The 13,103-nt window shown below is 65.6% G+C and carries 11 protein-coding genes; 8 read left to right on the top strand and 3 right to left on the bottom strand.

What is annotated here, in order from left to right:
- The first annotated feature begins 15 nt into the window (after positions 1-15).
- The 6 genes from ABCR88_RS31160 to ABCR88_RS31135 all read left to right on the top strand — a co-directional run bounded on the left by ABCR88_RS31160 (position 16) and on the right by ABCR88_RS31135 (position 6,659).
- Positions 16-879: a LysR family transcriptional regulator gene (locus ABCR88_RS31160; RefSeq protein WP_011064064.1), complete on the top strand. Its 864-nt coding sequence runs from the start codon at positions 16-18 to the stop codon at positions 877-879.
- A gap of 157 nt (positions 880-1,036) precedes the next feature.
- Entirely contained in the window at positions 1,037-2,113 is a 1,077-nt protein-coding gene (locus ABCR88_RS31155) for a putative 2-aminoethylphosphonate ABC transporter ATP-binding protein (protein WP_041120287.1), read from the top strand.
- Position 2,114: 1 nt separating this feature from the next.
- Positions 2,115-3,839, top strand: a complete 1,725-nt coding sequence (locus ABCR88_RS31150; protein WP_350403837.1) for a putative 2-aminoethylphosphonate ABC transporter permease subunit — start codon at positions 2,115-2,117, stop codon at positions 3,837-3,839.
- 50 nt (positions 3,840-3,889) lie between these two features.
- The gene (locus tag ABCR88_RS31145; RefSeq protein ID WP_011064061.1) at positions 3,890-4,915 is read left to right on the top strand and encodes a putative 2-aminoethylphosphonate ABC transporter substrate-binding protein; all 1,026 of its coding nucleotides are present in this window, start codon (positions 3,890-3,892) and stop codon (positions 4,913-4,915) included.
- A 59-nt stretch (positions 4,916-4,974) separates the two neighbouring features.
- A complete protein-coding gene (locus ABCR88_RS31140) occupies positions 4,975-6,108 on the top strand; it encodes a TIGR03364 family FAD-dependent oxidoreductase (RefSeq protein WP_041120283.1) in 1,134 nt (377 codons plus the stop codon).
- Positions 6,108-6,659, top strand: a complete 552-nt coding sequence (locus ABCR88_RS31135) for a phosphonate degradation HD-domain oxygenase (protein ID WP_019095932.1) — start codon at positions 6,108-6,110, stop codon at positions 6,657-6,659. The genes ABCR88_RS31140 and ABCR88_RS31135 overlap by 1 nt, the downstream gene beginning before the upstream one ends.
- Positions 6,660-6,782: 123 nt before the next feature.
- On the opposite strand, the gene ABCR88_RS31130 is transcribed toward ABCR88_RS31135, so the two are convergent.
- Positions 6,783-8,162, bottom strand: coding sequence for a GTPase/DUF3482 domain-containing protein (locus ABCR88_RS31130; protein WP_041120281.1), 1,380 nt, complete (start codon positions 8,160-8,162; stop codon positions 6,783-6,785).
- On the bottom strand, positions 8,155-9,534 hold the full coding sequence (locus ABCR88_RS31125; RefSeq protein WP_041120280.1) for a DUF2868 domain-containing protein: 1,380 nt from the start codon (positions 9,532-9,534) through the stop codon (positions 8,155-8,157). Before ABCR88_RS31125 ends, ABCR88_RS31130 begins: the two co-directional genes overlap by 8 nt.
- A 96-nt stretch (positions 9,535-9,630) precedes the next feature.
- On the opposite strand from ABCR88_RS31125, the gene ABCR88_RS31120 reads away from it, so the two are divergent.
- Entirely contained in the window at positions 9,631-10,143 is a 513-nt protein-coding gene (locus ABCR88_RS31120) for a dihydrofolate reductase (protein WP_041120278.1), read from the top strand.
- A 57-nt stretch (positions 10,144-10,200) separates the two neighbouring features.
- Here ABCR88_RS31120 and ABCR88_RS31115 read toward each other — a convergent pair whose 3' ends face one another.
- The gene (locus ABCR88_RS31115) at positions 10,201-11,592 is read right to left on the bottom strand and encodes an L-cystine transporter (protein ID WP_041120276.1); all 1,392 of its coding nucleotides are present in this window, start codon (positions 11,590-11,592) and stop codon (positions 10,201-10,203) included.
- A 242-nt stretch (positions 11,593-11,834) separates the two neighbouring features.
- Here ABCR88_RS31115 and ABCR88_RS31110 point away from each other — a divergent pair, with 242 nt between their 5' ends.
- Entirely contained in the window at positions 11,835-12,890 is a 1,056-nt protein-coding gene (locus ABCR88_RS31110; RefSeq protein WP_210671499.1) for a haloacid dehalogenase-like hydrolase, read from the top strand.
- The last annotated feature ends 213 nt before the right edge of the window (positions 12,891-13,103 follow it).

The following is a 13,103-nucleotide window of genomic DNA, read 5'->3' as shown; positions in this document are numbered from 1 at the left end:
CAACGAGAGAACCCTGTGCTGAGTGCCGAGCTGAAGGCTTTTTACATGGTCGCCCGCCTGGGCAGCATTACCCAGGCGGCGAAGAAGCTCGGCCTCAGCCAGCCCACGGTGACTACCCAGGTCCGCAACCTGGAGAGCCAGTACGCGGTGGAGCTGTTCTACCGAGGCGGTCGCCGCCTGAGCCTGAGCGATGAGGGCGCGCGCTTGCTGCCGATGGTCAAGGAGCTGCTGCAGAAAGAGTCGGACATCGAATTCTTCCTGCGCAACTGCGGGCAGGTGCAGGGCACATTGCGCATCGCCGCCACCGCGCCGTACTACATCCTCGATCTGGTGAAGACTTTTCGCCAGCGTCTGCCCCAGGTGGAGGTCTCGGTGGAAATCGGCAACTCCCAGCAGGTCCTGGAGGCGCTGGAAGACTATCGGGTGGATGTGGCCGCTTCCTCGCAACTGCTGGAGGATTCGCGGTTGGTCCGTCGGGTGCTGGGCAGCGACCCGCTGGTGCTGGCGGTACACCGCAACCACCCCCTGGCAGCGCTGGATCACGTGCCCCTCAACGCCCTGGCCGGGCATACGCTGCTGATGCGCGAACCCGGCTCCACCACCCGCAGCCTCACCGAAGGTCTGCTGAAGAACGCCAACGTCAGTTTTGGTCCGCTGCTGGAGATCGGCAGCCGTGAATCGATCCGCGAGGCGGTGCTGCGCAATATCGGCATCAGCATCATTGCCCGCCAGGAAGTGCCCCACGACCCGCAGCTGCGGGTACTGACCATCGAAAACGCGCCGCAGATCGCCGAGTACCTGTATTGCCTCAAGGAGCGCAAGAACGCGCGCCTGCCCGCCGCCTTTCTCGGCCTGGCCCAGGAAATGGCTCCCGCCTGAAAGATCTGCATCGGCCATGCCGATGCCTTCGTGAGCACATGATTCACAAGTGAACCCAAATCCCTGAATACCACTATCGGTCGTTTTTGCCTTACTGCCATATGACCGACGCATTGCAACTCTAGGATTTGCCTCATCTGCTAGATGAGGTGCGTCCATGAACAACTGTGCTGCAACTGCCCTGAGCAACCCCGGTGCGCCGATGAAGGTGCGCGGTATCCACAAGCGCTTCGGTGCCTTCAACGCGCTGGATAACGTGTCCCTGGACGTCGCCGCCGGGGAGCTGGTGTGCCTGTTGGGGCCGTCCGGCTGCGGCAAGACCACCTTGCTGCGCTGCATCGCCGGCCTGGAGCGCCAGGACCAGGGCGAGTTGTACCTCGGGGATCGGGACGTGTCGCTGCTCGCGCCCCAGGCCCGGGACTACGGGATCCTGTTCCAGTCCTACGCGCTGTTCCCCAACCTCACGGTAGAAGCCAACATCGCCTACGGCCTGTCCGGCAGTGGCCGCGAAGAAGCGCGCAAGCGCGTGGCGCAGATGCTGGAACTGGTGGGGCTGACCGGCAGCGAGAAGAAGTACCCCGGCCAGCTGTCCGGCGGCCAGCAGCAGCGCGTGGCCCTGGCCCGTGCCTTGGCACCGGCGCCGTCGTTGCTGCTGCTGGACGAGCCGATGTCGGCCCTGGACGCCCGGGTCCGCGAGCACCTGTGCACCGAGCTGCGCCAGCTGCAGCGGCGCCTGGGGATCACCACCCTGATGGTTACCCACAACCAGGACGAAGCCATGCTGATGGCCGACCGCATTGCCGTGATGAACAACGGCAAGGTCGAGCAGTACGCCACGCCCCAGGAAATCTACGACCGTCCGGCCACGCCGTTCGTCGCCGAATTCGTCGGCCAGGGCAACTGGCTACCCTTCAGTCGCAACAGCGACAGCCATGCCCAGGTTGGCGGCATGAATGTGCGCCTGGCCGACGGCTCGGCCAAGACCGCCTCGGGCCGGCTGTTCTGCCGTCCGGAAGCCATCAGCGTGAATCCGCTGGTGCACGAGGAAAACCTGTTCCCGGCCAAGGTCCGCGAGATCACTTTCCTCGGCAATCGCTGCCGCATGAGCTTCGAACTCAACGAGCTGCCGGGGCATGCGCTGCTGGCCGAGCTGGCCCCGGAAGCCATGCCGCGTCTGGGCGCCCAGGACATCTGGGTCGCCTTGCCGCCGCGCAGCCTTCAGGTGTTTGCCTAAGATGAGCGTGCCAATGTCCCTGCCGCTACCTGCCAAGCTGGCGCGCCAGGCTTCTCGTGCCGAGATCGGCGACCGTATTTTTGTCGTCGGCGGCAAGGTCCTGCTTCTGGTCCTGTTGGGTGTAGCGGTGCTGTTGCCCCTGCTGGCGATCTTCTGGCGCGGCTTCAGCGCCGAGGCCGGGCAGGGTGGAGGCTGGCTGGCGGCTCGCGAGCTGGTGGCCAGCGAAAACTTCCACTGGTTGCTGGGCAACAGCCTGAAAGTCTCCCTCAGTGTGGCCGCTATCGTCGTGCCCCTGGCCTACCTGTTCGCCTACGCCCTGCAACGCACGCTGATTCCCGGCAAGGGCATCTGGCGCGGCCTGTCGCTGTTGCCGCTGATGGCGCCGTCGATGCTCCCGGGCATTGCCCTGGTCTATCTGTTTGGCAATCAGGGGATGCTGCGTGGCCTGTTCGCCGAGAACATCTACGGCTTCTGGGGCATCGTCCTCGGCGAGGTCATCTACACCTTTCCCCATGCCCTGATGATCCTGCTCTCGGCGCTGTCCCTGGCGGACGCGCGGCTGTTCGACGCCGCGTCGAGCATGGGCGCCAGCCCCGCCAAGGCCTTTCGCAGTATCACCTGGCCGGCCACTCGGCAGGCGGTGTTCGCCGCCTTCTGCCTGGTGTTCACCCTGACCATCACCGACTTCGGCGTGCCAGTGGTAGTGGGTGGCGACTATCAGGTGCTGGCCCTGGAAGCCTACAAGGCGGTGGTGGGGCAGCAGCAGTTCGGCCGCGGCGCGTTGATCGGCATGGTCCTGCTGTTGCCGGCCCTGTTCAGCTTCGGTGTCGACGCCTGGCTGCGCCGGCGCCATGGCGACTCCATGAGCGGCCGTGCCCAGGTATTCAAGCCAGCGCCGTCGCGGCTGCGCGATGGCTGCTACCTGGCCATTGTGTTGCTGATCTGCGCGGCCCTGCTGCTGGTGTTCGGCATGGCGGTGTTTTCGTCGCTGGTGAAATTCTGGCCCTACAACCTGTCGCTGTCGCTGAACCACTACCAGTTCAACGACACCGCCGGCGGTGGCTGGCTGGCCTACCGCAACAGCTTGACCATGGCCCTGTGCACGGCGCTGATCGGCAGCGTGGTGATCTTTACCGGCGCCTACCTGATGGAGAAGACCAACGGCCAGCGCGGCTTGAACCTGGCGCTGCGCATGCTCAGTTTCGTGCCCATGGCGGTGCCCGGGCTGGTGCTGGGCCTGGGCTACGTCTTCTTCTTCAACCTCAATGGCAACCCGCTGCATGTGTTCTACGGCACCATGACCCTGCTGGTGGTGTGCGCCATCGCCCACTACCTGACCACCGCGCAGATGACCGCCACCACCGCCCTGCGTCAGTTGGATGCCGAATTCGAGGCGGCCGCGCTGTCGCTCAAGGCGCCGCTGTACCGGCATTACCTGCGGGTTACCGTGCCGATCTGCCTGCCGGCGCTGCTGGATATCGTGCGCTACCTGTTCGTTTCGGCCATGACCACGGTGTCGGCGGCGATCTTCCTCTACAGCCCGGACACCATCCTTGCCGCCGTCGCCGTGCTGAACATGGACGACGCCGGCAACGTCGGCGGTGCCGCGGCGATGTCGACTCTGATCCTGTTCACTTCGGCCGGCGTCTCGCTGCTCCTGGCCTGGGCTTCGCGCGGCCTGCTGCGCCGTTCCCAGGCCTGGCGCCAGGGCACGCCGGGCCACTGATGCGCTTCACCCACCCCCACTCTGATCTGCACTCACTAAGGAACCGCACCATGTTCAAGCCCCTGGCTCTTGCCGCTGCCGTCCTCTCTGCTGTCAGCCTGAACGCCTTTGCTGCGAAAACCGAGCTGACGGTCTACACGGCCCTTGAAGCCGAGCAACTGAAGTCCTACAAGCAAGCCTTCGAAAAGGCCAACCCGGACGTGGAGATCAAGTGGGTGCGTGACTCCACCGGGATCATCACCGCCAAACTGCTGGCGGAAAAAGCCCGCCCGCAGGCCGATGCGGTCTGGGGCCTGGCCGCGTCCAGCCTGGCGATCCTCGACCAGCAGGGCATGCTGCAAAGCTACGCGCCCAAGGATCTGGGCAAGATCGGCCCGAACTACCGCGACGCCGCCAACCCACCGGCCTGGGTCGGCATGGACGTCTGGGCCGCCACCATCTGCTTCAACACCGTGGAGGCCGAAAAGCAGGGCCTGACCAAGCCGGTGAGCTGGCAGGACCTGACCAAGCCCGAGTACAAGGGCAAGATCGTCATGCCCAACCCGGCCTCCTCGGGCACCGGCTTCCTCGACGTCAGCGCCTGGCTGCAGACCTTCGGCGAGAAGCAGGGCTGGCAGTACATGGATGAGCTGCACCAGAACATCGGCCAGTACGTCCACTCCGGTTCCAAGCCCTGCAAGCTGGCCGCCGCCGGTGAATTCCCGATTGGCATCTCCTTCGAGTACCCGGCCGTGCAGCTCAAGCGCCAGGGCGCGCCGCTGGACATCGTCCTGCCGAAGGAAGGCCTGGGCTGGGAAATCGAAGCCACCGCGGTGATCAAGGGCACGCCTCATGAAGAGGCGGCGAAGAAACTCGCCGACTTCTCCGCCAGCCCCGAGGCCATGGAGCTGTACAAGGAAAACTTCGCCGTGCTGGCCCAGCCGGGCATCGCCAAGCCGCAGACCGAACTGCCGGCCGACTACGAGCAGCGCTTGATCAAGAACGACTTTGCCTGGGCCTCGAAGAACCGCGACGAGATCCTCGCCGAATGGCGCAAGCGCTATGACGGCAAGTCGGAAAAGGTTGCCAAGCAGTAGCCGATCAATCGCCTTCGCCGGCTTGCCGGCGAAGGCGCTCCCCATCCAGGAAACAACTCATGACCAATCACAGCGATCTGCTGATCGTCGGCGCCGGCATCCTGGGCCTGTCCCATGCCTATGCCGCCGCCAAACGCGGTCTGCGGGTGCACGTTTTCGAGCGCAGCGCCACGCCCCTGGGCGCTTCGGTGCGCAACTTCGGTCAGGCCCTGGTCACCGGCCAGCCGCCGGGCACCATGCTGGAGCTGGCCAGGGCCAGCCGCGAGATCTGGTCCGACTGGCAGCAGTTGGCGGGCCTGCAACTCAAGCGCAACGGCTCTTTCCTGTTCGCCCGCAGTGAAGCCGAGGAGCAGTTGCTCGAAGCCTTCTGCGCCGGGCGTGCGCTGGAGCACGGCTACCGCGTCGAGCTGCTCCAGGGCGCGGCGCTGAATGATCTGTACGGCGGCCAGTTCCGCCATCACCGGGCGGCCTTGCACGGCCTGGACGACCAGCAGCTGTATTCCCGTGAAGCGATCCCGCAGTTGATCGACTACCTGCGCCGGGACCTGGGGGTGCAGTTTCACTTCTCGACCCTGGTGCGGGATATCCAGCCGGGCCAGTTGCGCAGCACCGCCGGCAACTTCCACGCGCCGCGGATCGTGCTGTGTTCGGGGCACGATTATCAGACCCTACTGGCGGATCAGATCGCTGCCTTGCAGCCACAGATCTGCCGCTTGCAGATGCTCCGGGCGCGGCCCGAGGCCAATCTCAACCTGCAACATGCCTTGCTGACCGGTCTGAGTTGCGTGCACTACGGGGCCTTCGCCGACCTGCCGGAAGCCGCCGCGGTGCAAACGCAGATTCTGCGCGAGGCGCCCCATCTGCACGAGCATGGTATCCACTTGTTGATAAGCCCGACTCCCTACGGTGAGCTGATCATCGGCGATTCCCACGATTACGGTAGCGATCCTTCACCGTTCAATGCTGAACAGGTGGACAACTGGCTGCTCGAACTGGCCGAGCAGACCCTGGGTTGCAGGGTCCGGGTGGTGGAGCGCTGGCAGGGTGTCTACGGCGCGCGCGGCCCGGCGCCGTTCTCCTTCCTGGAGGCGGCCCCCGGGGTCCATGTGGCCCTGATGCACACCGGGGTCGGCATGAGCGTTGGCCCGGCCATGGCCGAGGGCAATATCGCCCGACTGCTGGAGGAAGCGTGATGGAGCGGCGACAGCAGGTGGTCGACGAGGTCTTCGGCCTGTACGAGCGTTTCGGCGACTGCGACTACATCGGCGAGCCGGTGTCGCAGATCGAGCACATGTCCCAGGCTGCTCAGTTGGCCCTGGCGGAAGGTTATGACGACGAGGTGGTGCTGGCGGCGTTCTTCCACGATATCGGGCATATCTGCCAGCAGGATGCCGAGAACATGGGCGGCTTCGGCGTGGTCAGCCATGAGCGCCTGGGGGCGGACTACCTGCGCCGGGCGGGTTTCAGCGAACGCCTGGCGCGGCTGGTGGAATACCACGTCCAGGCCAAGCGCTACCTGACCTTCAAGGACCCCGGTTATTACCAGCGGCTGAGCGAAGCCAGCCGGCGCACCCTGGAATACCAGGGTGGGGTGATGAGCGCGGCAGAGGCGGCAGCCTTCGAACTCGACCCGTTGTGGGCGGTGAGTTTGCGCATGCGCCACTGGGACGAGCAGGCCAAGGAAATGTGGGTGCCGGTGATGGATTTGCAGGTGCTCAAGGACAAGGCGCTGGCATTGCTTTAGCGGGTACAGGCTTGGTTTTTGTAGCCGCTGCCGTAGGCTGCGAGCGGCTCCGCAGCAGGTGCCGCTTTTGGGGTTGTTGAAGGTCCTGCGGCCCTTTGCGCAGCCTCGCGGGCTCGGCAGCGGCTACAGCAGATGTTGAGCCAGCGCCTCGATCTGCTCCTGGCGCTCGGCCTGGCTCAGGCGCTTCTGCGGGTTGAGCGATGACCACTGCGGGTGCGCCCGGGCCTTGTTCAGGGCCTCTGGCAACTTGCCTTCGCGCCAGCTCTTGTCCTCCGGCGTGGCCAGGCGAATGCTGTCCATGGCCGCATGCCCGCGCAGGTTCAGGGCCTGTACCAGCTGGCGCTGACGCAGGGCCAGCAGGCGCAGCACGCTGTCGTCCACGGTCAGCTCGCGCTGGCCCTTGAGTTTGCCCAGCAGGCGGCTGCCGTAGCTGCGGGCGGTTTGCAGGGCGCCGCCGGCAATAGCCCCGGCCAGCGCCGCGGCCCCCAGGGTCAAGCCACCCACCAGCAAATCCACCCCAGCGCCGGCCGCGGCTCCGGCGGCGATGCCACTGCCCACCCGCACCCCCAGTTGCTTGAGGGTTTCCGGGTTGAACAGGTCGTCGCCCCAGCGCCCGTCCAGTAGCGGCAGGTCGCTGGCCGACGCATCCTCGGGGCGGAAGGCGTAGAGCTTGAGCAAGGCCTCGACGCAGCGCTGCTCGCGCTGGCGGATGGCCTGGCGCAGTTCGCCTATGGCCTGTTGTTCCTGTTGGGCGTCGCTGGCTACGCTGCGGCGGCAGGCGGCGCAGTCCACCAGCAGCTCGGCAATCAGCCGCGCTGCGCTGTGCTGGCGGGCCAGGCGCTGGGCCTCTTGGTCGTCGATCAAGCGTTGCAGGGCCGGGCGTGCGTGCTCCAGCAGCAGCGCCAGGCTTTCATACAGGCGCCGTTCGCCGTCCTCCGGTGGCGCCACGCTGTCGAAGCGCACCAGGGCGTGCAGCCCCAGGCGGGCCAGGGCATCGCGCCAGTCGCCTTCGCGCTGGTCGGCGCTGCTGACGAAGTTCAGCACTGGCAGCAGCGGCTTGCCGCAACCGGTGAGCACTTCAAGCTCATCGCGATACTTGGCCAGCACCGGCTCGCGGGCGTCGATCACATACAGGCCGGCGTCCGAGGCCAGCAGCTGGCGCAGGACCTTGGCTTCCTGTTCGAAGCGCTGGCGAGCCTCGCTACCGTCGAGAAACCGCGCCATCCGCGCCGGGCCGTCCAGGCGTTCGCCCGGGCGCTCCAGGCGCTCCAGGTAATCCAGCAGGGCGATGGCATCTTCCAGGCCGGGGGTGTCGTAGAGCTCCAGCAGGGCTTGGCCATCCACCGAAAGGCGGGCGCCTTCCACATGCCGGGTGGTGCTGGGGCGATGGGAAACCTCGCCAAAACCCACGTCCCGGGTCAGGGTGCGCAGCAGCGAGGTCTTGCCGACGTTGGTGTGGCCGACCACGGCGAGTTTCAGTGGCTTGTGGCGGGTATCAGTCATGACCGTTCTCCAGCCAGTCGAGGGGGGCGCAATCGGCGAAGGGCAGCTGCAGCTGGTGCAGGGCGCTGTGCCAGTCGCCCAGGCGATCGGCGTCCAGGGCCTGGCCGGGCGGGGCTTGCAGCAGCCAGACCCGGGTGGCGCTGGCGTTGCGCGCCAGTTCGGCGATCAGCCCCAGGCTGCCTCGGTCCGGCGAGCGCCGCGGGTCGCAGGCGATCACCAGGCGCGCCGGGGGGAAACGGCTCATCTGCTCCAGCAGGCGGCTGCGCGACTCGCGGCTGTCGAGGATGCCGGCGTCCTTGACGCTCTCGGGCAGTTGCGGCGGCCAGGGGCGCTGGTTGTCCAGTTCGATGGCCACCAGCAGGGCGCCGCTGCTGTCCTGGGCACTGACGCCGCCTTCGACCCGGTGCAACTGCTCGGGGGCCGCATCGTTGACCCCCAGGCGCTCGCTGCTGGGCATCAGGCGCTCACGCAATTGGGCGTAGCCCGGCAGGTTGAGGTCCAGTTGCAGGCGCGCCTGCCCGTGTTTCCAGCGCCAGCGGCAGAACAGCATCAGCAGCAGGCGCGGCAGCACGCCGTAGATCGTCACCAGCACCACCAGCCAGATGGCCCAGGACTGGCGGATCAGTTCGGTGTTGTAGACATCCCGGGTGCTGGCCTGGATGCTCGCCACGCTCGGCGCGCCAAAGCCCAGGCCACGGGGCAGGGCACTCAAGGTGTTGGTAATGGCCACGAAGGCATCGCTGCCCAGCAGGGTGCTTTCCCAGACAAAACTGTAGCGGTGGGTGGTCAGCAGCAACAGCAACATGACCACGGCGCTGAACAGGGCCAGGCACCACAGGCCGTTGATCAGGCTGCCCAGGGCCCAGCGGTTGAGCTTGCGCCGTTGCAGCAACAGCAGCAGGGCCGGCGGCAACTGCGCGGCCTTGGCATCGCGGGAGAATTTCTCGCTGAGCCACAGCCACAGGCGGCCCAGGCTGGCGCCGTGCTCGCCGGCGAACAGCAGGCCTGCCAGCCAGCTCAGCAGCAGGATCAGGTTGATTCCCAGCAGGCTGCCCAGGGCCCAGAACACGTTCACCGGTTGCTGGGTGCTGCCCAGGGCGCTGAAGGCCAGGCCGGCACCGCTGATCACCGCCAGAACCGAGAGCGCCAGCAGGGCCAGGCGTGCGCCCTGGTGCCAGTGCAGCAGGGCGCTGTGCAGGCCGTCACGCTGGGCCAGCCACAGGGCGCGGTTCTGGATCCGGGTCGCCAGGTCGCCGCCCTGGTTGCGGGCCAGGCGATTGGCTTCCTGATCTTCCAGCGGGCCGGCGTGTTCCTCGCGCAGGCGCACGGTTTCGGTCAGCCACAGGCGTTGCAGGGGAGTCAGTGCAGTCACGCGTCATTCCATCGCTCAAAAGTGCGCTGAGCATAACTGCTGCAGCGCGGATCGGGGTACGTTGCCAGGTCCTGGTCCTCTGGTATCCTCGTCGGCATGAAAAAATCTCTCCCTCTCAGCCTGATCGCGGCCCTCGCACAAAACCGCGTGATCGGCGTCGACAACAGCATGCCCTGGCATTTGCCGGGGGATTTCAAATTCTTCAAGGCCACCACCCTGGGCAAGCCCATCATCATGGGGCGCAAGACCTGGGATTCTCTCGGCCGGCCGTTGCCGGGGCGGTTGAATATCGTGGTCAGTCGTCAGACCGGCCTGGTGCTCGAAGGTGCCGAGGTCTACCCCTCCCTGGAGGCGGCAGTGGCCCGGGCCGAGGAGTGGGCACTGGAGCAGGGCGCCAGCGAGCTGATGCTGATCGGTGGCGCACAGCTTTACAGCCAGGGGCTGGAGCAGGCGGATCGCCTGTACCTGACGCGGGTAGCGCTGAATCCGCAGGGCGATGCCTGGTTTCCGGAATTCGATGAGCAACAGTGGAAGCGGGTGTCAGAGGTGCCGAACCCGGCGGAAGGGGACAAGCCGGCGTACAGCTTCGAGGTGTGGGAGAAGCGCTGAGCGCTCCGCCAGCCAGCCGGGCTCCCGAAGGAACCGGCGGGCCGGCGAAGAGATCAATCAGGCCTGAGCCAGTTCTTCGTGCTCATCGGCGTCCAGCAGCGCCTTGTCGGTCTGCTGCATCACCTGGCTGGTGATCGCGCCTGCGGTCATCGAACCGCTGACGTTGAGCGCGGTGCGGCCCATGTCGATCAGCGGCTCCACGGAAATCAGCAGCGCCACCAGAGACACCGGCAGGCCCATGGCCGGCAGTACGATCAGCGCGGCGAAGGTCGCGCCGCCGCCCACGCCTGCAACGCCGGCGGAACTCAGGGTGACGATGGCCACCAGGGTGGCGATCCACAGCGGGTCCAGCGGGTTGATGCCCACGGTCGGGGCAACCATCACAGCCAGCATGGCCGGGTACAGGCCGGCGCAGCCGTTCTGGCCGATGGTGGCGCCGAACGAGGCGGCAAAGCTGGCGATGGACTGGGGAATGCCCAGGCGCCGGGTCTGGGCCTCGATGCTCAGGGGAATGCTGGCGGCGCTGGAGCGGCTGGTGAAGGCGAAGGTCAGCACTGGCCAGACCTTGCGGAAGAAGCGCAGCGGGTTGATCCCGGCCAGTGCCACCAGCAGGCCATGGACCACGAACATCAGCCCCAGGCCGATGTAGGACACCACCACGAAACTGCCCAGCTTGATGATGTCCTGCAGGTTGGAACCGGCCACCACCTTGGTCATCAGCGCCAGCACACCGTAGGGCGTGAGCTTCATCACCAGGCGCACCAGGCGCATCACCCAGGCTTGCAGGGTGTCGATGGCGTTGAGCACTTTCTGGCCCTTGTCGGCATCGTCCTTGAGCAGCTGCAGCGCCGCGACGCCGAGGAAGGCGGCGAAGATCACCACACTGATGATCGAGGTCGGCTTGGCCCGGGCCAGGTCGGCGAAGGGGTTCTGCGGGATGAACGACAGCAGCAGCTGCGGCACGTTGAGGTCGGCCACCTTGCCTGCGTAATCGCTCTGGATCACTTGCAGGCGGGCCATTTCCTGGGTGCCGGCCACCAGCCCTTCGGCGGTCAGGCCGAACAGGTTGGTCAGGCCGATGCCCACCAGCGCGGCAATGGCAGTGGTGAACAGCAGGGTGCCGATGGTCAGGAAGCTGATCTTGCCCAGGGACGAAGCATTGTGCAGGCGGGCCACGGCGCTGAGGATCGAGGCGAACACCAGGGGGATGACGATCATCTGCAGCAATTGCACGTAGCCGTTGCCCACCAGGTCGAACCAGGCGATGGAGGCTTTGAGCACCGGGTTGCCGGCGCCGTAGATACTGTGCAGGGCGATGCCGAAGACCACGCCCAGCACCAGGGCCAGCAGGACTTTCTTGGCCAGGCTCCAGGTGGTATGGCGGGTTTGTGCCAGGCCCAGCAGCAAGGCCAGGAACACCAGCAGGTTGAGGAACAGCGGCAGATTCATTGGGGCTCCGATAAGGCTTGTGCCAATCGCGGCTCAGGGCGATTGCGAACCGGCAAGCCTAACAGCTTGAAATCTATTGAATTAATAACGATATCGCATGGCAACTGTCGTTTTTGGAATAAGCGATTGACGTTCAGGCGCATGTGGCTGGCGCTTACGGGACGCAAGCGGTCGCGTGGAGACGAGAACTGTCACAGGGATTTGTTAGCGTCGAAGGCTTTCACTCAGGGAGAAAACCGCCGATGAAACTCGCTCCGAAATTGCTCGCAGTCGCACTCTGCCTGGGCCTCGCCGGCCAGGCCCTGGCCACCGAGTTGAAGCACTGGCCCGCGGAACAGGCCAAGCAGCTGGACGCTATGATCGCGGCCAATGCCAACAAGGGTAACTACGCGGTGTTCGACATGGACAACACCAGTTACCGCTACGACCTGGAAGAATCCCTGCTGCCCTTCATGGAAAACAAGGGCCTGATTACCCGCGACACGCTTGACCCGTCGCTCAAGCTGATCCCGTTCAAGGACACCGCCGAGCACAAGGAAAGCCTGTTCAGCTACTACTACCGCCTCTGTGAAATCGACGACATGGTCTGCTACCCCTGGGTCGCCCAGGTGTTCTCCGGCTTTACCCTCAAGGAGCTCAAGGGCTATGTCGATGAGCTGATGGCTTCCGGCAAGCCGGTGCCGAGCACCTATTACGACGGTGATGTGGTCAAGACCATCGAGGTCAACCCGCCCAAGGTCTTCACCGGCCAGGTCGAGCTGTACAACAAGCTGATGGAGAACGGTATCGAGGTCTATGTGATGACCGCCGCCTCCGAAGAGCTGGTGCGCATGGTCGCCGCCGATCCCAAGTACGGCTACAACGTCAAGCCGCAGAACGTCATCGGCGTGACCACCCTGCTCAAGGATCGCAAGACTGGCGCCCTGACCACCGCGCGCAAGCAGATCAGCGAAGGCAAATATGACGAGAAGGCCAACCTCGGCCTTGAACTGACCCCCTACCTGTGGACCCCGGCCACCTGGATGGCGGGCAAGCATGCGGCGATCCTGACCTACATCGACGAGTGGAAGAAACCGGTGCTGGTGGGCGGCGACACCCCCACCAGCGACGGCTACATGCTGTTCCACGATGTTGACGTGGCCAAGGGCGGCATTCACCTGTGGATCAACCGCAAGGACAAGTACATGACCCAGCTCAACGGCATGATCGCCAAGCACGCCGCGGCCCAGGCCAAGGAAGGGTTGCCGGTGACTGCCGACAAGAACTGGGTGATCGTCAAGCCCGAAGACATCCAGTAAGCCTGCCCGCTACACCGCCCCTCTGTAGGAGCCGGCTGCCGGCGAAGAGGCCATTGGGCCGGGCGTCGCTCTCGCGGACGCCTTCGCTGGCAAGCCAGCTCCTACGGTAGGCCGGCGATCTATTTGTAGGAGCCGGCTTGCCGGCGAAGAGGCCATTGGGCCGGGCGTCGCCCTCGCGGACGCCTTCGCTGGCAAGCCAGCTCCTGCAAGGGG

Source organism: Pseudomonas sp. W17 (genome assembly GCF_040268305.1).
Taxonomy (GTDB): Bacteria; Pseudomonadota; Gammaproteobacteria; order Pseudomonadales; family Pseudomonadaceae; genus Aquipseudomonas; species Aquipseudomonas protegens.
Note: the sequence above shows the minus strand (reverse complement) of the source record. Positions and strands in the feature narration are given on the sequence as shown.